Origin of the sequence: Oricola sp., from assembly GCF_965230365.1 — a bacterium.
GTDB lineage: Bacteria > Pseudomonadota > Alphaproteobacteria > Rhizobiales > Rhizobiaceae > Oricola.
Genome location: NZ_OZ246003.1, coordinates 1,076,834 through 1,095,436, shown reverse-complemented (window position 1 = coordinate 1,095,436; position 18,603 = coordinate 1,076,834). Strand labels below are relative to the sequence as shown.

At 62.8% G+C, this 18,603-nt stretch carries 23 protein-coding genes; 12 read left to right on the top strand and 11 right to left on the bottom strand.

Annotation, left to right across the window (positions count from 1 at the left end; genetic code table 11):
- The first annotated feature begins 179 nt into the window (after positions 1-179).
- Entirely contained in the window at positions 180-548 is a 369-nt protein-coding gene (locus tag ACO06R_RS05320) for a YegP family protein (RefSeq protein WP_421857090.1), read from the top strand.
- 27 nt (positions 549-575) lie between these two features.
- Here the strand turns inward: ACO06R_RS05320 and ACO06R_RS05315 are convergent, their stop codons facing one another.
- The gene (locus ACO06R_RS05315) at positions 576-1,625 is read right to left on the bottom strand and encodes a CobW family GTP-binding protein (RefSeq protein ID WP_421857088.1); all 1,050 of its coding nucleotides are present in this window, start codon (positions 1,623-1,625) and stop codon (positions 576-578) included.
- Between the two features lie 148 nt (positions 1,626-1,773).
- Between ACO06R_RS05315 and ACO06R_RS05310 the strand changes: the two genes are divergently transcribed.
- On the top strand, positions 1,774-2,142 hold the full coding sequence (locus tag ACO06R_RS05310; protein WP_421857086.1) for a hypothetical protein: 369 nt from the start codon (positions 1,774-1,776) through the stop codon (positions 2,140-2,142).
- 70 nt (positions 2,143-2,212) lie between these two features.
- Here the strand turns inward: ACO06R_RS05310 and ACO06R_RS05305 are convergent, their stop codons facing one another.
- On the bottom strand, positions 2,213-2,992 hold the full coding sequence (locus ACO06R_RS05305; protein WP_421857084.1) for a creatininase family protein: 780 nt from the start codon (positions 2,990-2,992) through the stop codon (positions 2,213-2,215).
- Between the two features lie 43 nt (positions 2,993-3,035).
- Positions 3,036-4,367, bottom strand: coding sequence for an 8-oxoguanine deaminase (locus ACO06R_RS05300; protein ID WP_421857082.1), 1,332 nt, complete (start codon positions 4,365-4,367; stop codon positions 3,036-3,038).
- A gap of 133 nt (positions 4,368-4,500) precedes the next feature.
- Here ACO06R_RS05300 and ACO06R_RS05295 point away from each other — a divergent pair, with 133 nt between their 5' ends.
- The 5 genes from ACO06R_RS05295 to ACO06R_RS05275 all read left to right on the top strand — a co-directional run bounded on the left by ACO06R_RS05295 (position 4,501) and on the right by ACO06R_RS05275 (position 8,780).
- Positions 4,501-5,004: a MarR family winged helix-turn-helix transcriptional regulator gene (locus ACO06R_RS05295; RefSeq protein WP_421857080.1), complete on the top strand. Its 504-nt coding sequence runs from the start codon at positions 4,501-4,503 to the stop codon at positions 5,002-5,004.
- Between the two features lie 80 nt (positions 5,005-5,084).
- Positions 5,085-6,110: a LacI family DNA-binding transcriptional regulator gene (locus ACO06R_RS05290; RefSeq protein ID WP_421857078.1), complete on the top strand. Its 1,026-nt coding sequence runs from the start codon at positions 5,085-5,087 to the stop codon at positions 6,108-6,110.
- Position 6,111: 1 nt separating this feature from the next.
- A complete protein-coding gene (locus ACO06R_RS05285; RefSeq protein WP_421857076.1) occupies positions 6,112-7,107 on the top strand; it encodes a 2-hydroxyacid dehydrogenase in 996 nt (331 codons plus the stop codon).
- Positions 7,108-7,199: 92 nt separating this feature from the next.
- Positions 7,200-8,192: a DMT family transporter gene (locus ACO06R_RS05280; protein WP_421857074.1), complete on the top strand. Its 993-nt coding sequence runs from the start codon at positions 7,200-7,202 to the stop codon at positions 8,190-8,192.
- A 165-nt stretch (positions 8,193-8,357) separates the two neighbouring features.
- A complete protein-coding gene (locus ACO06R_RS05275) occupies positions 8,358-8,780 on the top strand; it encodes a hypothetical protein (protein ID WP_421857072.1) in 423 nt (140 codons plus the stop codon).
- Positions 8,781-8,784: 4 nt separating this feature from the next.
- Here ACO06R_RS05275 and ACO06R_RS05270 read toward each other — a convergent pair whose 3' ends face one another.
- The 4 genes from ACO06R_RS05270 to ACO06R_RS05255 form a co-directional block, all read right to left on the bottom strand.
- Complete coding sequence (locus ACO06R_RS05270) at positions 8,785-9,567, bottom strand: anti-sigma factor family protein (protein ID WP_421857070.1); 783 nt, start codon at positions 9,565-9,567, stop codon at positions 8,785-8,787.
- A complete protein-coding gene (locus tag ACO06R_RS05265) occupies positions 9,564-10,067 on the bottom strand; it encodes an RNA polymerase sigma factor (protein WP_421857068.1) in 504 nt (167 codons plus the stop codon). Before ACO06R_RS05265 ends, ACO06R_RS05270 begins: the two co-directional genes overlap by 4 nt.
- Positions 10,068-10,119: 52 nt before the next feature.
- Positions 10,120-10,503: a hypothetical protein gene (locus ACO06R_RS05260; RefSeq protein WP_421857066.1), complete on the bottom strand. Its 384-nt coding sequence runs from the start codon at positions 10,501-10,503 to the stop codon at positions 10,120-10,122.
- A 101-nt stretch (positions 10,504-10,604) separates the two neighbouring features.
- Positions 10,605-11,363, bottom strand: a complete 759-nt coding sequence (locus tag ACO06R_RS05255; RefSeq protein ID WP_421857064.1) for a gamma-glutamyl-gamma-aminobutyrate hydrolase family protein — start codon at positions 11,361-11,363, stop codon at positions 10,605-10,607.
- A gap of 253 nt (positions 11,364-11,616) precedes the next feature.
- On the opposite strand from ACO06R_RS05255, the gene ACO06R_RS05250 reads away from it, so the two are divergent.
- From ACO06R_RS05250 to ACO06R_RS05235, 4 genes are all read left to right on the top strand, one after another.
- On the top strand, positions 11,617-12,723 hold the full coding sequence (locus tag ACO06R_RS05250) for a TRAP transporter substrate-binding protein (RefSeq protein ID WP_421857062.1): 1,107 nt from the start codon (positions 11,617-11,619) through the stop codon (positions 12,721-12,723).
- A 133-nt stretch (positions 12,724-12,856) separates the two neighbouring features.
- Positions 12,857-13,285: a hypothetical protein gene (locus ACO06R_RS05245; RefSeq protein ID WP_421857059.1), complete on the top strand. Its 429-nt coding sequence runs from the start codon at positions 12,857-12,859 to the stop codon at positions 13,283-13,285.
- Positions 13,275-14,183 (top strand): RNA polymerase sigma factor, encoded by a 909-nt coding sequence (locus ACO06R_RS05240; protein ID WP_421857056.1) that lies wholly within the window; start codon positions 13,275-13,277, stop codon positions 14,181-14,183. Before ACO06R_RS05245 ends, ACO06R_RS05240 begins: the two co-directional genes overlap by 11 nt.
- The gene (locus ACO06R_RS05235; protein WP_421857053.1) at positions 14,158-14,352 is read left to right on the top strand and encodes a hypothetical protein; all 195 of its coding nucleotides are present in this window, start codon (positions 14,158-14,160) and stop codon (positions 14,350-14,352) included. Before ACO06R_RS05240 ends, ACO06R_RS05235 begins: the two co-directional genes overlap by 26 nt.
- Here ACO06R_RS05235 and ACO06R_RS05230 read toward each other — a convergent pair.
- The 4 genes from ACO06R_RS05230 to ACO06R_RS05215 all read right to left on the bottom strand — a co-directional run bounded on the left by ACO06R_RS05230 (position 14,349) and on the right by ACO06R_RS05215 (position 17,388).
- Entirely contained in the window at positions 14,349-14,987 is a 639-nt protein-coding gene (locus ACO06R_RS05230) for a 2-dehydro-3-deoxy-phosphogluconate aldolase (protein ID WP_421857050.1), read from the bottom strand. The genes ACO06R_RS05235 and ACO06R_RS05230 overlap by 4 nt on opposite strands.
- A 93-nt stretch (positions 14,988-15,080) precedes the next feature.
- On the bottom strand, positions 15,081-15,647 hold the full coding sequence (locus ACO06R_RS05225) for an imm11 family protein (RefSeq protein WP_421857047.1): 567 nt from the start codon (positions 15,645-15,647) through the stop codon (positions 15,081-15,083).
- Positions 15,648-16,036: 389 nt separating this feature from the next.
- The gene (locus ACO06R_RS05220; protein ID WP_421857044.1) at positions 16,037-16,840 is read right to left on the bottom strand and encodes a hypothetical protein; all 804 of its coding nucleotides are present in this window, start codon (positions 16,838-16,840) and stop codon (positions 16,037-16,039) included.
- 149 nt (positions 16,841-16,989) lie between these two features.
- Complete coding sequence (locus tag ACO06R_RS05215) at positions 16,990-17,388, bottom strand: hypothetical protein (protein WP_421857041.1); 399 nt, start codon at positions 17,386-17,388, stop codon at positions 16,990-16,992.
- 12 nt (positions 17,389-17,400) lie between these two features.
- Between ACO06R_RS05215 and ACO06R_RS05210 the strand changes: the two genes are divergently transcribed.
- Complete coding sequence (locus tag ACO06R_RS05210) at positions 17,401-17,706, top strand: DUF559 domain-containing protein (protein ID WP_421859219.1); 306 nt, start codon at positions 17,401-17,403, stop codon at positions 17,704-17,706.
- The last annotated feature ends 897 nt before the right edge of the window (positions 17,707-18,603 follow it).

Sequence of the window (18,603 nt, the reverse complement as noted above, 5' to 3'; positions counted from 1 at the left end):
GGGTTCCCGCGTTTGGACGAAGCTCTCTCCGGATTGGCCGGCCGCGTCAAGCTGCCCATTGCAAGCTCACGCTTCCGAAGAAGAAACATGCATCTATTCAGTTCCAACAAGCATCTTCCATTCGGTGACAAGTCGGTTACAGTCGCCACGGCAAAAACGATTCAATCCGGGAGGCTTACTTGCCGCACAAATTCAAGATCGTATCGCGCAAGAACGGCGAGTTCGGCGCTCAGTTCGTCTACAATTCCGAAATCATCTTCTGGTCGGAGAGCTACAAGGGCAAGGCAAGCGCGCAGAATTGCATCGATTCGCTGAAGAAGAATGCGCCCGGCGCGCCGACGGCCGACCTGACCAAGGATGAGGACGCTTCCGGCTATCATTTCGAGATTGCCGGTTCCAAGGACGGTCAGACCTTCGTGCGCTTTGTCGCTTCCAACGGCGAAACGATGGTCCGCACCGAGACCTACACCTCGAAGTCCAGCTCCAAGAACGCCATTGCCTCGCTGCAAAAGAACGGCCCGGACGCGGACGTCGTCGACGAGAGCTGATATTGCTTCTGCCGCGCCGCCTGCCGGTCAGGCGGCGCAGGCCATGAAGGTGCGCTCCAGCTTCTCACGGTCGAGATCGCGGCCGATGAACACGATCCGGCTTTCGCGCGCCTCGCCGTCTTTCCAGTCGCGCTCGTGGTCGCCCTCGACGATCATGTGCACGCCCTGCACCACATAGCGCTGGTCGTCGTCGGGAAAGGCAATAATGCCTTTCAGCCGCAGGATGTTCGGCCCGTCGATCTGGGTGATCTTGTCGATCCAGGGCATGAACTTCTTCGGGTCCAGTTCGCCGGTGCGCAGCGACACCGACTCGATCGTCGTCCCATGAATGCCGTCGCCATGATCGTGCCCGTGATGATGATCGTGGTCGTGGTCATGATCGTGGTGATGGTGATCGCAATCCGGCCCGCACTCGTGGCCCGGCTCGTCATGCCCGAGAAAATGCGGATCGCTTTCCAGCGCCCTTTGCAGGTCGAAGGCGCCACGGTCCAGCACCTCGGCAAGCGCGATTGCCGTGCGTTCCGTGCGATGGATACGCGCATGCGGATTGATCGCCCGGATCGTTGCTTCCAGCGTCGCCAGTTCCGTGTCGCTCACCAGATCGGTCTTGTTGACCAACACGACATCGGCGAATGCGATCTGGTCTTCCGCCTCGCGTGAATCCTTCAAGCGAAGCGGCAGATGCTTGGCGTCGACCAACGTCACCACCGCATCGAGGCGGGTCTTGGCGCGCACATCGTCGTCCATGAAGAAGGTCTGCGCCACCGGCGCCGGGTCGGCGAGCCCCGTCGTCTCCACCACGATCGCGTCGAAGCGGCCGGGCCGGCGCATCAGCCCCTCGACCACCCGCACCAGGTCGCCGCGCACCGTACAGCACACGCAACCATTGTTCATTTCGTAGATTTCCTCGTCGGTATCGACGATCAGGTCGTTGTCGATGCCGATTTCGCCGAACTCGTTGACAATCACCGCGTATCGCTTTCCGTGATCCTCGCTCAGGATCCGGTTCAACAGTGTCGTCTTGCCGGACCCAAGGTAACCGGTCAGCACGGTGACGGGGATGGTCTGTTCGCTCATGTCTGCCTCTGTGCGGCCATTGCCAAGATTTCGCCTGATATAGGCCCTCGCGCGCCACTCCGCCACGCCGAAAACGCCGATTGATCGCGATCAAGGCCAGGATAATATCCGGTTATACAGTGCTTTCCCCTAGGCACAGGAGACCGTGATGCCGCTCTACAGTGTTCGTCTTGAAATGGCCCGCGAGCCGGCCTTCCCGCATGGCAACCCCAATCGCGGCTATATTCTCGTCCTGCCGCTGGACCAGTCGATGAAAATCGACCCTGCCGAATGGAAGGCCAACCGGCAGGCCTGCACCGTCGAACGCTTTTGGGACGGTGAGCGCACCGAACTCGGCTATCTGGAGCGTCACCGGCGCGGCCAGTGGGTATTCGACTACGATTTCGACGACGACGAGGACGAGGAGGCCGGCTTCCGGCTTGGCGAGCACGCCTTCAATCGCGGCGAATACGTCTCGATCGCCGGCCATGACGGGGACATGCACACCTTCACCGTGGTTTCCGTCGTCGCGATCTGACAAGGCTTACCGCCCGCAGGCATTCGCGCCGACAGTTGGCGAAATCGTCATCTGGCGCTGAAGTTTGCGTCTACTCGAACCCCGGATGTTTCTCCACGTCGCTGAGCAGTTCGACCAGCCCCTCCACGGCATGATCGAGGATCGCCTCGCCGATGTCCGCCGAAGCCGCCGCCGCATTGCCCGTGACCCCTGCCTCCGACAAATCGCTCATCTGCCACCCGAAGGCGTGCGGTCCATAGGCTCTCAGATGCGTGTAGTCGCGCATGAAATCGGCCTGGCGCGAGGCGAAATCCGCCGCCTTCGCCATGTCCACCCTGTCCGGGTGGATCGCCAGCATGACCGACGTTTCGATCAGCCCGCCATGAATGTCGAGATGCTTCTCGTCGGCGCCCATCACGCCGCCGGGCAGGCCGAAGCGGGTCCAGCTCGTGGCGACCGCCAGCATCGAGAAACGCATCCGCAATTCGGTCGCCACGATGGTCATCAGCGGCGAGTTGCCGCCATGCGCGTTGAGCATCACCAGCTTGCGGATGCCGGAGCGATGCGCCTGCTCGCCGATCCGCACCCAGCGCCGCACCGCCTGGTCCCATTCCAGCGACTGCGTGCCCGCAGCGTACAGGTGTTCCGGCGAATAGCCGACTGTCTCGACTGGCAGGAACACCACCGGCGCGCGGTCTGGCAGCTGCGCGATCAGCCGTTCGACCAGCGCCTCTGCAATCAGGCTGTCGGTTTCCAGCGGCAGATGCGGGCCGTGCTGCTCGGTCGCGCCAAGCGGCAGAACGGCGATCCATTGTGCCGCATCCGCCGGTGCATGGCCCCGGCGCTCCAGATCCTCCAGTCTCCGTCTCATGGTCCTGATCCGCGGCTATGGCGGTTCGACGCCGGCATGGTGCTCATCCGAACAGTTTCGCGATTCCGCCATGTTCGTGGCGAAGCCGCTCCACGTCAACGCCGACCGGCATGCCATCCTCGACGGTCCACCGGCCCTTGATCATCACCCGGTCGGCGCGGTGCGCACCGCACAGCACCAGCGCGGCCAGCGGATCGTGCGCGCCGGAAAACCGCAGCTCGTCGAGCTTGAACAGCGCCAGGTCCGCCTGCATGCCGGGCGCGATCGCGCCGATATCGGAGCGCCCGAGACAAGCCGCCGAACCCGCCGTCGCCCAGCGCAGCGCATCGCGATGCGTCACCGTCGCATCGTATCGCAGCCGCGCGGCCATCAGCGCATGGCGCACACCCTCCATCATGTTGGAGGAATCGTTCGACGCCGAGCCGTCGACGCCGAGCCCGAGCTTGACCCCGGCGGCCTCCAGTTCGCGCGTCCGGCATGTGCCCGACGCCAGCACCGCGTTCGATGTCGGGCAATGGCAGACCCCGACGCCGGCCTTGCCGAGCCGCGCGACCTCGTCATCGTCGAAGTGAATGCCGTGCGCCAGCCACGTCCTGTCGCCGAGCCAGCCGCTATCTTCCAGATAGTCGACCGGCCGGCAGCCGAAGCGCTCGACGCAAAAGGCGTCCTCGTCATGCGTCTCGCCGAGATGCGTGTGCAGCGCGCAGCCGCAGCGACGCGCAAGCTCGGCGGTATCGCGCATCAGTCCGCGCGTCACCGAAAACGGCGAACAGGGCGCCAGCGCCACCTGCAACATGGCGCCTTCGCAAGCATCGTGATAGCGTGCGATCACCCGTTCGCTGTCGGCCAGGATCGTGTCGCGGTCTTGTACGACACTGTCCGGCGGCAGACCGCCATCCTTTTGCGGGAGATCCATCGAACCCCGGTTCAGCACCATGCGCATGCCAAGCGCCTGCGCCTCCTCGGCCTGGATGTCGAGCGCATCCTCCAGCCCGCCGGGGAACACGTAGTGATGGTCCGAACTGCAGGTCACGCCGGACATCATCAGCTCCGTCAGCGCCAGACGCGTTGCCAGCCTCAGCCCGTCCGGCCCGAGCCGCGCCCAGATCGGATAGAGCGCCGTCAGCCAGTCGAACAATTCGCGGTTGATCGCATCGGGGTGGGCGCGCGTCAGCGTCTGGTAGAAATGGTGATGCGTGTTGATCAGCCCGGGCAGCACCACATGCTCGCTGGCGTCGAACACCGCGCAGGCCGTTTCCGGCTGCCCGCCGCAGGGCACCAGCTGCCGGATCTTGCCATCGCAAACGACGATCCCGCCGCCGGCGTCGACATCCCCGTCGACGAAGATCGCCAGCGGGTTTCGCAGCCACAGCATCAGCGCACCGGCCGCGAAAGCACGGCATCATTGCGGAAAATATCGCGATAGAATGTCACGCTGGAAACCGTCTTGTGCCTGTAATATGTTTGTTTTCTTGACCGTATTTCATTCGCCGGCTTAGTACCCAACCATGAACCGCTTCTACATCGAAAAAGACGATAGCGAAAACGTCCCGCTTCTGTCGACGCTGCAAAACGCGGCGCGCAGCGCCCGCACGCATGTCGCCAAGCAGTTGCTGTCGACTGGCCTCTACGCCGGGCAGGAAGGCGTGATGGAACTGCTCAGCACCGCTGAAAGCCGCACGCTTGGCGAGATCGCCACGGCCCTTGGCGTCAAACCGCCAACCGTCACGCGCACGGTCACACGCCTGCAGGAGCAGGGCTTCGTCGAGCGGCATGAATCGCCGGTCGACGCACGTCAGGTTCAGGTCCGGCTGACCGAAAGCGGAAAGAACGTCATCGACAACATGCACGCCGCCGTCGCACAGGCCGAAGAACAGGCTTTCGGGAGCCTGAAGAAAAAAGAACGCAAGCAACTCGCAAAGATACTGACTAAAATCGAGGATAATCTCGACCCCGAAAAAAAACCGCCTGCGCGAAAAAAGAAAAAGAAGCAGTCTGCAAATACTCCCTGATTAATAATTGATAGCGCGACGGCACCTTGCATTGCCGCTGTGACCATTCTAAGAAAATTAAAATTTTAAAGGGGGCGCATTTGGCGCAGAAGATCAAGCTGTCGACCATCGGCGAAGCGCTGGGCGTATCCACGGCTACGGTATCTCTCGCGCTGCGTGACAGCCCGCTTGTTGCCGAGGCGACAAAGGAGCGCATCAAGGCGCATGCGCGTCAGATGGGCTACATCTACAACCGCCGGGCCGCGAGCCTCAGGACATCGAAATCAGGCATTATCGGCGTTGTCGTGCACGACATCATGAACCCGTTCTATGCCGAGATTCTGAGGGCCATCGAGACCGAACTCGACCGCTCCCGCCAGACCTTTATCCTGTCGAACCACTATGACAGCGTCGACAAGCAGCGCGATTTCCTCGACACGCTGATGCAGCTTGGCGCCGACGGCGTAATCATGTCGCCGGCCATCGACACGCCGCTTGACGACGTCGCCCTTGTGCTGCGCAACGGCTTGCCTGTCGTTCTGGTCGCCCGCTCGGTTCCGGGCGCCAGCCTGCCCGTGTTTCGCGGCGACGACGCCTTCGGCATCGGGCTGGCCACCAAGCACCTGATCTCGCTCGGTCACAAGCGCATCGCGATGATCGGCGGCACCGACCAGACTTCGACCGGCCGCGACCGCTATCGCGGCTATGTGCGCGCGATGGAAAAGGCCGAACTTCCCGTCAAGCCGGAATGGCGCCTGCCGGGGCCGCGTACCAAGCAGGCCGGCTTCGAAGCGACCGGCGAGTTCCTCGCCCTGCCCGACAAGCCGACCGCCGCCGTGTGCTGGAACGATCTCGTGGCCATCGGGCTGATGAACGGCATCGCCCGCGCCGGTCTGGTTCCCGGTGTCGATATCTCGGTCACCGGCTATGACGATCTGGAGGAAGCCGCGATTGCCACGCCGGCGCTGACCACCGTCTGGAACGGCCAGACCGAAGTCGGCCGTCTTGCCGCACGCGCGCTGCTCGACCGGATCAACGGCGATGTGGATAAGACCGGCACGCTGGATCTGATCCGGCCGGAACTGCACATTCGCCAGTCGACGTCGCCGGTCAGGGAACGCGCCTGACATGTCCCAAGGGACGACCAATCTGGACGATATTACCATCATCATGCCGTCGCGCTTCAACCCGCGCGCCGATCAACGCATTCGCGAGGCATTCGCTGCGACCATTGTCGACGCACCCGATCCCGCGGCGATTTCCCCCGATGTGTTGAAGGCGACGCGTGGCCTCGCTGCCTGGCTCAGCCCGGCCTGGATACCGCTGATCGACGCGCTGCCGAACCTCGAGATCATCGCCAATTTCGGCGTCGGCTACGACACCGCCTCGACCCTTCATGCCATTGGCAAGGACGTCGTGGTCACCCACACCCCCTCGGTCCTCGACGAGGAAGTCGCTGACACAGCCATGGCGCTTTTGCTCAACGCGACCCGCGAGCTCTACCAGGCGGAGAAATGGCTGCGCGAAGGCCGCTGGCATAATGAGGGCAACTATCGGCTGACCCCGTTGACCCTGCGCGAGCGCACGGTCGGCATCTACGGCCTCGGCCGCATCGGCAAGGCGATCGCCCGGCGCATCGAGGCGTTTGGCCTGCCGATCCACTACCACAACCGCAAGCGCGACGAGAGCGTCGCCTATCCCTGGCATGCCTCGCTGGAAGACCTCGCGCGCGCAGTCGACACGCTGATCGTTGTCGTACCCGGCACGCCGGAGACGGCCCGCACGATCGATGCGACGATCCTGCAGATGCTCGGCCCGGATGGCGTGCTGGTCAATATCGGCCGCGGCACGACGGTCGACGAACCGGCGCTGATCGCCGCCTTGTCCGACGGAACGATTGCCGCCGCCGGCCTCGATGTCTTCGAGGACGAGCCGTACGTCCCCGCCGAATTGATGGCCATGGACAATGTCTGCCTGCTGCCGCATGTCGGCTCGGCGTCGGTACGCACGCGCGCCCTGATGGGCGACCTTGTTGCCGACAACCTGGTCTCCTGGTTCACCCGAGGCGAGACGATCACCGCCGTGCCGGAAGCCGGCCATCTGGCGAAACGCAAGATCGATTGAACGGCACCTGCGCCATCTTTCCCCCAAGCTCGTATTCCCGCAAGGTCGCTTTCGCGACAGCACCGCCGCACGCCCCCTGTTAGCCAGGCGCAATGAGCGCTCCATCCCTCCCGGCTAGCCAGTCCAATCCCGCAGCAGGCATCGCCCTGATCCTGGTCGGCATGGTGACGATCTCGATCAACGACATGCTGATCAAGCAATTGTCGGGTGACTACCCGCTGCACCAGATGGTGTTTGCGCGGTCGGCCATCGGCATCTGGTTTTCGCTGGTCATGGTCTGGTTCGAGGGCGGTCTGGCGATCTTGCGCACGCGTCACTGGGGTTTCCACACCCTGCGCGGCCTGGCCATCGTCGTCGCCAATATCAGTTTCTTCACCGCACTGGCGGTCATTCCGCTCGGCGAGGCGACGGCACTGTTCTTCGTCGCGCCGCTCATGATCACGCTGCTGTCGATCCCGCTGCTCGGCGAGCGCGTCGGACCATACCGCCTCGGTGCCGTCCTCGTCGGCTTCCTCGGCGTCCTCGTCATGGTCCGCCCCTGGCAGGGCGACGAGCGCGAAGCCGGCCTGTTCGTCCTGCTGTTGCCGGTCATCTCGGCAACCACCTATGCGCTGTTCCAGATCATGACCCGGCGCCTCGGCGCGGTCGCCAAGGCGTCCGCCATGGCAGTCTATGTGCAGACGATCTTTATCGTCGTCTCCGCCGGCTTCTTTCTGGTGGCTGGCGACGGCCGCTTCGCCGAAGGTGCGACCAATCCCAGCGTCGTTTTCCTGCTGCGCGAATGGAGCTGGCCCCAGGGCCTTGATATCTGGCTCTTCGTCGCCCTCGGTCTCAACTCGGCGATCACCGCCTATGCGTTGTCGCAGGCCTATCGCCTCGCCGATGCCGCCACAATTTCGCCCTTCGAATATGTTGGCCTTCCCTTGGCTTTGCTGTGGGGCTGGACGTTCTGGGGAGAGATTCCGGATGCGGCCAGTTCGGTTGGTATCCTTCTCATTGTCGGTAGCGGACTGTTCGTGTTCTTGCGCGAGCGGCGGCGTCAGGTCGCCATCGCCAGCGCGGCACGCGTGCGCCGCCGCTACTAGCACTCTTCCCCGTCTCGCCGGCGGCCCGCGTGGCGCCGTGGAAAGCTTCGGACACGTCTTGCGGTGTAGCCTCGTCACCACCGCCATTCATGGCGTGCTTAATGAAACGTTAACCAGGAATCGCCGACACTGGCCGAGGCAGCGTCGGGATCGCGGACCGCAATCATGAACTACGCATACTGGATCAATGGAGTGGCAGTTCTGGGCGTCGTCGGCATGGTCGCGTTGGCGCCCGGTCTTGCCGGCAACGGCATCGACCCGACCACGGTCTCGTCGATAAAGACGGCCAGCAACTCGATGGCCAAGACAGCTTCGCGCTTCATGGTGGTCGACCACGACAACTCCAAGACCTGTCTGGTGTCGCTGCATCGCGCCAGCGACAATGGCATTCACCGTGTCGAACCAGCCAATTGCGACGGCATGCCGGCCAGGCTCGCCGCCGCCCGCACCTGGCGCGAAACGCCGTCGGGCGACGCCCGCATCACCGACAGCGCCGGCACGGCGCTGATGCGGCTGGCCGTCAGCGACGGTTTTGCCTGGGAGGTGGTCGAGCCGCGCGGCGTGCAGCTGTCCTTCGAGGCCTACTGACCCGTCAATTCCCGACATAGACGATATGGGCGAGACCGAGCAGGGTCTCGCGATCGACTGCGCCGGAAAGCGCATACCCGAAGTCTCCATCCGCCCAGAAGAACGTTGAGACCCCGTCCGTTTCCTCGAATGTGAACTCGGTGCCTGAGTGCTCCGGATTGACGCCGACAAGCACGGTCACGCGGGTACCGGCGGCATCCTCATACATCAGCATCGCGCCCGGCTTGGCGGCGAAAGTCACCAGCCTTCCGCCGACAAGGGCATAGCCCTTCGCACCGAGATCCGGCGCCGTAAGCCGCCGCCCGATCCGTTTGCCGAGCCAGTCGACAAGATGGGCTTCCTGGTCCGCGCCCACCTCGACGGGATGGCGCGCCTCGCTGGCATAGACGAGGTAGTTGGTCGACGAAGCGGCCGGCAACAGCTCGGCGATCACCGTTGTTTCGCGTTCGCCCTGCAGCGCCACCGTCAGCAGCGAACCGGCCCCGCCCCCCGCCAGAAAAAACAGCGCAAACCCCGCCGCAATGCCGAGCGGAATGCGGCGGCGCGTCACCCGCGACGCATCGCGGACCAACTTGAGATCGGCCTCTTCAGGCTCGGCATTGTCCGGTGCCGCGAACGCGCTGCGGATGGCGGCATTCTGCGCCTGCCACGCGGCGACATCGGCCGCCCTGTCCGGATGGGCGGCCAGCCACGCCTCGACGGTTTTCCGTCGCGCCTCCGGTAGAGCCCCGTCGACATAGGCGTGAAGTTCGTCTTCGGAAACGGAATTGTCCGGCTGTTCTGTCATGGCGTCCTCCGGAACTCCACGATATTGCGCCCCTCAAGGTTCGAGGCAAGGCTTCGCCGCGCCCGCGAAAGCCGCGACATTACGGTTCCCTGGGGAATACCGAGCATCTCGCCGACCTCCCGGTAGGAGCGCCCCTCCAACACGACGAGCATCAGCACGGCGCGCTGATCGGGGTGCAACTGGTTGAGCGCCGCGACCAGCTTGTCGCGCGCCAGGGGATCGCTGTCGGGGAAAACCGCCGCATGATCCTCCGCTTCATCGATCTCGACGGTCGCGGGCGCCGCACTGGCACTGCGAACCCGATTGCGGTTCAGATTGGTCAGGATCGTCATCATCCAACCCTGCAGGTTGTCGCCGCGCCAGGTCGTCCGGCGCGAAAAGGCTCGCTCAACGCAATCCTGAACAAGATCTTCCGCATCGGCGCGATCGCGCGCAAGGCTGAGCGCATAGCGCCTGAGCCGCGGCAGCACATCCAGAACCTGTTGCTCGAAACGGGTCATGTCGCCTCATCGTTCGCCGGGGGTGAAATCCGCACCCCCGGCGGTACGGGTGTCAGGGCCGGGCAAGATCCCAAACACCCTTGACGCCGTCGCCGGTGATATCGCCGGGTTCGCCGTCCTTGAACCAGAAGTAAAGCGGCATTCCGCCCTTGGCCCATTGTTTGGTCCCGTCCTTGCGCGCGACGACCGTGTAATCGCCTTCGGCCTTGTCGTCGTCAGCCGCAAACAGCGGCGGCCATTTGGTGGCGCAATCGTCGTAACAATTGGACACGCCGTCCGTGTCCTTTTTGAAGGTGTAGAGCGTCATGCCGTTTTCGCCGGCAAGCACCTCGCCCTTGGCGGTGTCGACGATGCTGACCGGCGCCGCAAACGCCGCTCCGGCAAGAACGTAGAAGACCGCGGTTGCGGCAAGCGTAGTGACAGTCTCGGCTTTCATATCGGTTCTCCGTTGCTGGTCTCGCGAAAACGGTCTGTTTCCGTCTTCCTTGGGTGAGACACGGCAAGGAGGCGTTTTATTCCCGCTGCGGGATACTTTTCTTATGCGGCCCCGGCGCGAGCCTGTGCGAATTCGCGCACGGCCTGCCCGAAAGCCCTGAACAGCGCCGCCGATGGCGCATCGCTCTTCGCCCAGTATTCCGGGTGCCATTGCACGCCGACGGCAAATCCTTTCGCGCCCGCCACCGACACCGCCTCGATCGTGCCGTCATCGGCCCGCGCCTCGACAACGAGAGTGTCGGCCAGCCGGTCGATCGCCTGGCGATGCAGCGAGTTGACGTCGATCCGGCCCGAACCGGCGATTTCCGCCATCCGGCCGCCCGGCTCCAGATCGATCCCGTGCGCGATGCGGAACCGCTCGTCCTGGACATCGCTCTCCGGCGCGCGGTGATCGTCAGTCCCGTCGCGCTCCTGGATTTCGGTTGCCAGCGAGCCGCCATAGGCGACATTCAGTTCCTGCATGCCGCGGCAGATCGCAAACAGCGGCACCCCGGCATCGACCGTGGCGCGGATCAGCGCCAGCGCGGTTGCGTCGCGGTCCTCGTCATAAGGCTCGTGCGCCGGCGTCGCCTCACCGCCATAGCGGCGCGGATGTACATTGGTGCGCGATCCCGTCAGCATCACCCCGTCGACACGCCCGACCAGCGCCGCGGCATCGATCCGTTCGCCCAGCGCCGGCACGATCAGCGGCAGCACGCCGGCGACCCCGAAAGCGGCCTCCAGATAGGGCTCGGGCGCGGCGTGCCAGCGGTAATTCTGGAACGCGCGGATGTCGGCGGCAATGGCAACGATCGGCTGCATGGCAATCCTTCGCAGGGTGTCTTCGAACCCTGACACGCTCTAGGCCAGCCGGCGCCGTATTCGCAAGAGGAATGCTGCCGGCCGCACCGCTGGTTTAACTGGACAATATAATTTACCAATTTTCCCACGGATGCATCCCGCAGTGCTGGACAGCAAATCGCAAAACTGTCATGTAATCCGCGAGTTCAGCCCCGCAACTTCCCGAGTGTCAGGGAATTTGGCCGGCTCACTACGATTCAAGTGGGAGGATCTAATGGATCGACGTTCATTTCTGAAGAAATCCGGCACGGTTGGCGCAGGCGCCGCTGCGGCCACAGCGCTTGCCGCTCCGGCAATCGCCCAGTCCATGCCGAAGATCACCTGGCGCTGCTCGTCCGGTTTCCCGAAGGTGCTGGACACCATCTACGGTGCAGCGGAAGTCTTCTCCGACGCGGTTGCCGAAGCGACCGACGGCAACTTCAACATCCAGGTCTTCGCCTCCGGCGAGATCGTCGGTGCGCTTGAGGGCGCCGACGCCGTCAAGAACGGCACCATCGAAATGGCGCACACCGCCTCCTACTATTTCTGGGGCATCGACCCGACCTTCGCGTTCGGCACCGGCGTGCCCTTCGGCCTCAACCAGCGCATGACCAATGCCTGGATGTATGAAGGCGGCGGCCTCGACCTGCTGAACGAATTCTACGCCAAGTACAACATGATCTCCTTCCCGGCCGGCAACACCGGGGCGCAGATGGGCGGCTGGTTCCGCAAGGAAATCAACACCGTCGAAGACATGCAGGGCCTCAAGTTCCGCATCGGCGGCTTTGGCGGCCGGATCATCGAGAAGGTCGGCGTCGTGCCGCAGGGCCTGCCGGGCAGCGACATCTATCCGGCGCTCGAGAAGGGCACCATCGACGCTGCCGAGTTCGTCGGCCCGTATGACGACTCCAAGCTCGGCTTCAACAAGGTCGCGCCTTACTTCTACTACCCCGGCTGGTGGGAAGGCGGCGTCGCGCTGATGAACATGATCAACCTCGACAAGTGGAACGAGCTGCCGGACGCCTACAAGGGCGTCGTCAAGAATGCTTCGGCGCTTGCCAACTCGGTCATGATGGCGCGCTACGACACGCTCAACCCGACCGCGCTCAAGCAGCTTGCCGCTTCCGGCACGCAGCTTCGGCCCTACAGCCAGGAAATCCTCGAGGCCTGCTTCAACGCGGCCCAGGAGACCTTCGCCGAAATCTCGGCCGAAAACGCCGACTTCAAGAAGGTCCACGACTCCTACATGGGCTTCCGCCGCGATGCCTATCTGTGGTTCCAGCTGTCGGAATACAACTTCGACACCTTCCTGATGCTGCAGCAGCGCGCCGGCAAGCTCTGAGCCAGCCGCAACCGCATACGAACCGACAGGAAACCCGGGGCGATTGCCCCGGGTTTTTCTTTTGTTTCAATGGCTTGGCGGAATTCCTGTGGCCCGGCGTCTAACCGGTGCAGCAACAGAACGGAGTTTCACCATGTCTCGTACCGCAAAACTGGGCGCCGCCGCATTCTTCCTGTGGGGCGTCATCCACGTCATCGGCGGCGGCGTCATCCTCGCCCGCCTCCTCGAAAGCCCGGAAGCGGGCTTTGCCATCTACCGCACCGCCGCCGGCGGCCATGACGCGCTCGCTGGCGCCATTCTCGGCTATTTCGCCTTCGGTCTCCTCTGCCTCGGTGCCGCTGTGGCCGTGATTGCGGTCACCGGCAACTGGAAAAACAGCGCCCGCGCCCTGACTGTCAACACCGCGATTACCGGCCTGACCGAGGTGGGCCTTGTGGTCTTCCTGCTCGTTCCGGGCCATCTCGGGCTTGCCGACGCGATGCCCGGTTTGGCAACGACGGCGATCGGCATCATAATCGGCGGCATCGCTTGCCGCGCCGCGGAGGCCGCCCATGCAGCCTGACGAGAAGCCGACACCCGACGAGACCGCGCTTGCCGCTGCCGCCCGCGCCGGCGATGCCGAGGCTTTCGCCGAACTTGTCCGCGACGCCCGCCCCAAGCTGATGGGTTTCCTGCACCGCATGGTCGGCCATCCCGACGAGGTCGACGAGATCGCCCAGGAAACGCTGATCCGCGCCTGGGAGAAGATCGGCGCCTTTCGCGGCGAAGCACGCTTTTCCACCTGGCTGATCGCCATTGCCGGACGCATCGCGGTCGACCGGATGCGCAAGGCCAAACGCTGGCGCGCGGAAGCCCAGGTCGCCTATGCAAACATGTGCGCTGCCTCGCCGGATCTGTCCGGCGAGGTGATGGCCGCCTACGAGGATCCCGCCTTCGCCTACGAAGTACGCGAGCACATTGCCTATTGCTTCACCTGTGTTGGCCGTTCCCTGCCGCCGGACGAACTGGCCGCCCTGGTACTGCGCGACGTCACCGGCCTGTCGGCCCGCGAGGCCGCCAATGCACTCGGCATTTCCGACAGCGTGTTGCGCCATCGCCTGTCGGCAGCCCGCCAGTCGATGACCGACAAGTTCGACGGCTTGTGCGCGCTGGTCAACAAGACCGGCATCTGCCACCAATGCAAGGGCCTGCGGGCACTTGCCCGCGAGGATCGAAAGGGCAGCCCGCTGCCGGACATTGCCGGTTTCGCCGAGCGCTGCGCCATGGTCCGCGAGGCGCCCCCCGATGGCGCCATGGCGCCGCTGCATGACCTGTTCTGGCGGCGCACTGCCGAAATGGAGGAAGCCGGCCTCGGATCGCCCGAGCCGGACTCGCGATGCGGAGAGGATGATGACGGGAAAGAAGACACGTCTGCCACTGCCGGTCCGCCGGCAGATGAACCTGACCGAGGCCGCCTATGACCGCCTGCGCGCGCTGAACGGCCGCTACGGCCTCGGCAACAACTACCTGCTGGTGGTGCTGCTGGAAAACCTCGACGACATCGCCGATGCGGACCGGCTCGACGCCGCCTTTGCGCGCTTCATCGACGACTATGGCGCGCCGGCAGGCGGCATGAATGCGAAGCCCTAGCCGTTCAACAGCGAGGCGCCGCGCGCCAATTCGCTGATCCGCTCCCAAGAGCCGTCCCGGACCGCATCCTTCGGCGCCACCCAGGAGCCGCCGACGCAGATCACGTTGGAAAGCGACAGGTAATCGCCGGCATTGGCCGCCGAGATGCCGCCGGTCGGGCAGAAGCCGACGCCGCCAAACGGCGAAGAAAGTGATTTCAGATAGGCCGCACCGCCGGCCTGTTCGGCGGGGAAGAATTTCAGCAGCGAATAGCCGTCCTCGAGTGCGGCCATGATCTCGCTCGATGTCACCGCGCCGGGCAGAAGCGGCACCGGGCTGGCATCTGCGGCCTCGACCAGTTCCGGCGTCAGGCCGGGGCTGACGATGAACTTCGCCCCCGCCGCCGCCGCTTCGGCAAACTGCGCCGCGTTGAGGATCGTGCCGGCGCCGACGATCGCTTCGGGCACTTCGGCGGCGACGCGGGCGATGCCGTCAAGCGCGGCGGCCGTGCGCAGCGTGATCTCGATGGCCGGCAGGCCGCCGGCGGCCAGCGCGCGTGCCAGCGGCACCGCGTCGGCGGCGTCTTCGAGCACGATGACCGGGATCACCGCCTGGCCGGTCATGATCGGAAGAAGGGCTTCGGTTTTCTGCGCCATGGGGGTGTCTCCGCGAAAGTCGCGTCTGGCTTAAATCGGTTCAGCCGCGGCGTAAAGCGTTGCGCTGAAAACCTCCGCTCAACAACGCGTCGGCTACTCGGATTCGCCAGGCCTCTCGAACACGCTCTCCTCGCCAGTCGCCGCCAAAGCCTGCTTCAAATCATCGGACACCAGCAGAATCGCCCCCATCCGCATGTCGCGAGCGAGATGAAGGCCATTCATGCAATCAGGCCTCAGCACGATCCTCTTAACCGAATAAATCAGAGTTCTTCCATCCGTCGCTTGCGCGCTGCTGGTCACTTCGGATTTCTCTGCATCGATACAGCATGCGCGATCGAACGGGATGACCCACATGAAGTCCTCGCATACCTCCCCACGGGCGACCAACGTCACCGGAAGAAACTGTACGCGATCTTCCGGCACGAATTGGAGGATGACATCGCGCCAAACTGCATCGACTACCGGGCCTACCCCGATTGGCGGATAATGGTAGCGCTTGAAACGCTTCAGGCCCGACCGGGAGCGGTAGACCGGCCGAAAGTCCGGATTCACCGGCTTGTCCCGAAAGTATTCACCTCCGGAAATCGGGGCGGAAGCGGCGTAGTCGATGTCCGCGCCGAAATCCAGCGATCCCTCTGAGAATCCCCAAATCCACGCCATCTGAACCTCCATTTACCTGCCATCTGTCGGCTTATGGCCACGAAACCATGATCGCGCCTACGCTTTGACCAACCGATGTCGCCCGCAGCGACTGTACTTGGAGTAGCGGTTACATCGCTAAGGTGATCTTCCCATTGGTGAAATGGGCCATCGACCGGCTTCCTTGCAGAATGAACGCAAGGTCTTTGGCTGGTCTGTCCCACCATTCGCCGTCTGCGATGGGCGTCCCGCTATTCGTCAAAATGGTTCGACATGTTCCGGTCTCCAGTCACGGCGGCGTTCGGGGCTTCGTGGGTCATCGTGTTGCCGAACCACAACCACCGAGATTCGCAACGCCCCCTTGCGCCTGCCCGCATTGCTAACCACGCGGCCCGGTCAGTCCGCCAGGTTCAGGCCAAAACAATGTTCTGGAACGGATCTGGGGCGGTCAGCAGGCCGTTGAAATGAAGGATCTGGGCGCAACGCAGCCGGTCTTTGCGCGGCACCGTCCACAGCCAGACATGCTCCGACAATTGTTCCACATCCCCGTGGCCGGGCTTCTTCACCCAGTCGGCAAAAGACACGCCGCCGACATTGGCTTCCATGTGCGGCTTCGAGAGCACATTCAGGCAGAACACGTGCCGGAACAGGCCCGTCGCATATGTCTTGTCGCGCCATGCGACCTGCCAGGCACCGCTTTCCTTCAGGCCATCATGCACATGAAACGGCATGAAGCCCATGGCGCAATGACGCGGGGTCAATCGCAGCGGAATGTCCAATGCAAAGCCGTATTTTAGCGTCAGGACAGACAAGATGTCGGCCACAAAGCGGCGCGCCGGTCTTAGATCAGGTCTCTGCGGATCAATGGGATACATGAACACAACAAGGTCATTGCCGAATGACAGGTCAAGACTCACGCTGAAGTCTTCCGAGTTAGGGTATCCCTTCGTATAAAGACGGAGCACCGACAGATGATTCAGCTCCTTGTAGGTGCCATCCTCGAGCCTTTTCCTGATCGTTTTGAAAGTGAGGCCTTTTCCCTCAGTTACGCCCTTGAAACCGACCGTACAGAAGTTCGGTTCTATCCCGTGCGTTTTGAAGGTTTCCAACGCAAGCGGCAGAATGGCTTCTGCATCGAGCTCCCTGTCCCGGCCGAACAGCGCGACGGTGATCGTCTGGATATCCGGCTGGCCATAGAGGTCAATGTCTGTCACTAGCGCCGTCCTTGATCGTTGCACCTACAGAGAATGACATTAGAAAACCGGCATCAGCCTTAATTGCCAAACTATACTTGCGACGCCGCCATGTGTTTTGTTTTGATAACCGCTGAACAGAGCGCAACGACAGCCCTCGTTTGCGACGTTCAACCCTTGAATGCTGCGAAATCGGCCAAGACTACGGCGTCACACTCCATTCTGAATGCAAAATTGCCAAACCCTTTTATTTCGGTGCGCGATTCCCTCTCGATTATTATCGATGCTTCCATCCCCGAAATATTCAGGAAAAGCTCGCTGATACCCAAAACGTATAGATGCAAAATGACACCCTTGGAAAATCCTTTGGCGCTCGAATTGAAGAAGCGCTTGTCTGTTATCGATACCGAAAGACGTGCATCACGGCAGCCAGGCTCGGGATACGTGAAAGTACCGACCGTAACCCTTTCCAGGGAAGGATAGTTGCCAAGCGCCGGTATCAGTCGCTCGCTTTCTTCCACCACAACCTGCCATGGGGTGCCCTTCGCCGGCGAAGTGTTCCTTGCCATCCGTAATGTCCTCTGGCCTCCCGGAACAAGAATGTTCCGTTTTTTGATCCACGTAGTGTTCTTTGTAGCACCGATCCTCGTATTCGTTGTGAGTCCATCTTCACGCGGCAGGTACCGCTCGACGGCTATATCCTCGATTTTGTCTGCTTCGAGATGCGTCTGATTGTCGAGGCCGGTGGAGACCAGTACGCGAAACCGGCCGGACTTCGACGTGCTTGTTCGCGACAACTGGACACCCCACTCAAACGCTTGTCTCTTTGTTCGTGGAAGACCCGCAGAAGTCCAGCCAGCCGATTGCCACTGAAATCGTGTCTCTAAGGGCACGGCCATATCTCCCTCGCAAGGGGGGGGGGTACAGGTCCTGCGCCAAAAAACTATCCACCGCTCCCCAACCTCCCTTACCATCACACTCGCCCTCTCAGGGAAGTCTGGATGCGCACCGGCTGACAGAGGGAGGGACGGTGCCCGGTTGGTGACACAGAGGTGTGTGGATGGGTGATGAACCCCCAAGCCGGGGCGGTACGAAGCGGCGCCGTATCTCCCCCCTTGCGGGGGAGAAAGCGATTTCGGTGGATTAGCCGCAGGCTAAGTGCTAGAAATCGCAAGAGAGGGGCAAATGAGCTGGAGGTGCGGAACACTGCGCACGCATCCGGTGACGCAAGCCCCTCTCTGGCAAAAACCAAGGACTTGGCTTCACCAAGCCCAGGTTTTTGCTTTCTCCCCCGCAAGGGGGGAGATACGAGACCCGCCCGTTGCACAAGTTTTTCACGCTTTGTTGCGTTTATTCAACGAATTCAATCGCATAGTCCACGCGCGCCGCAAAACTTGTGCAACGCATCGAAGCCTCTCTTATGATTGTCCCGCCTTCTTTTGGAAGCCGGGTCTAGAACCGACCGCCCGGAAGAGGGACGGTGCCCGGTTGGGTGAGGAGTGCGCGACCGCTGGTTGGTCAATCGGCAGCGATCTGCCGATTGGAGCGACGAACGCCCGGATCGAACGAGAAGGGCCGGCGGTCGTGTCAGGTAACTCACCTGGGTGATGAACCCCCAAGCCGGGGCGGCATGAAGCGGCGCGCGCAGTCTTGTTTTCCCGGACTTTCGTTCCGGGCCGCCGACCGAGGCCGCAAGAACACCGAGCGGGCGGTCCGAGGATCGCTATTACATACTAGACGTTGCGATGCTTTGACCGCCCGTCTTCCAGTTCTTTGAACAAACC

Coding starts and splice junctions, on each gene's coding strand:
- ACO06R_RS05280 (WP_421857074.1), top strand. CDS start 7,200: ATGAGCGCTCCATCCCTCCCGGCTAGCCAGTCCAATCCCGCAGCAGGC.
- ACO06R_RS05295 (WP_421857080.1), top strand. CDS start 4,501: ATGAACCGCTTCTACATCGAAAAAGACGATAGCGAAAACGTCCCGCTT.
- ACO06R_RS05250 (WP_421857062.1), top strand. CDS start 11,617: ATGGATCGACGTTCATTTCTGAAGAAATCCGGCACGGTTGGCGCAGGC.
- ACO06R_RS05300 (WP_421857082.1), bottom strand. CDS start 4,367: ATGCTGTGGCTGCGAAACCCGCTGGCGATCTTCGTCGACGGGGATGTC.
- ACO06R_RS05305 (WP_421857084.1), bottom strand. CDS start 2,992: ATGAGACGGAGACTGGAGGATCTGGAGCGCCGGGGCCATGCACCGGCG.
- ACO06R_RS05315 (WP_421857088.1), bottom strand. CDS start 1,625: ATGAGCGAACAGACCATCCCCGTCACCGTGCTGACCGGTTACCTTGGG.
- ACO06R_RS05310 (WP_421857086.1), top strand. CDS start 1,774: ATGCCGCTCTACAGTGTTCGTCTTGAAATGGCCCGCGAGCCGGCCTTC.
- ACO06R_RS05260 (WP_421857066.1), bottom strand. CDS start 10,503: ATGAAAGCCGAGACTGTCACTACGCTTGCCGCAACCGCGGTCTTCTAC.
- ACO06R_RS05215 (WP_421857041.1), bottom strand. CDS start 17,388: ATGGCAAGGAACACTTCGCCGGCGAAGGGCACCCCATGGCAGGTTGTG.
- ACO06R_RS05275 (WP_421857072.1), top strand. CDS start 8,358: ATGAACTACGCATACTGGATCAATGGAGTGGCAGTTCTGGGCGTCGTC.
- ACO06R_RS05245 (WP_421857059.1), top strand. CDS start 12,857: ATGTCTCGTACCGCAAAACTGGGCGCCGCCGCATTCTTCCTGTGGGGC.
- ACO06R_RS05255 (WP_421857064.1), bottom strand. CDS start 11,363: ATGCAGCCGATCGTTGCCATTGCCGCCGACATCCGCGCGTTCCAGAAT.
- ACO06R_RS05270 (WP_421857070.1), bottom strand. CDS start 9,567: ATGACAGAACAGCCGGACAATTCCGTTTCCGAAGACGAACTTCACGCC.
- ACO06R_RS05285 (WP_421857076.1), top strand. CDS start 6,112: ATGTCCCAAGGGACGACCAATCTGGACGATATTACCATCATCATGCCG.
- ACO06R_RS05235 (WP_421857053.1), top strand. CDS start 14,158: ATGAACCTGACCGAGGCCGCCTATGACCGCCTGCGCGCGCTGAACGGC.
- ACO06R_RS05225 (WP_421857047.1), bottom strand. CDS start 15,647: ATGGCGTGGATTTGGGGATTCTCAGAGGGATCGCTGGATTTCGGCGCG.
- ACO06R_RS05230 (WP_421857050.1), bottom strand. CDS start 14,987: ATGGCGCAGAAAACCGAAGCCCTTCTTCCGATCATGACCGGCCAGGCG.
- ACO06R_RS05265 (WP_421857068.1), bottom strand. CDS start 10,067: ATGACCCGTTTCGAGCAACAGGTTCTGGATGTGCTGCCGCGGCTCAGG.
- ACO06R_RS05240 (WP_421857056.1), top strand. CDS start 13,275: ATGCAGCCTGACGAGAAGCCGACACCCGACGAGACCGCGCTTGCCGCT.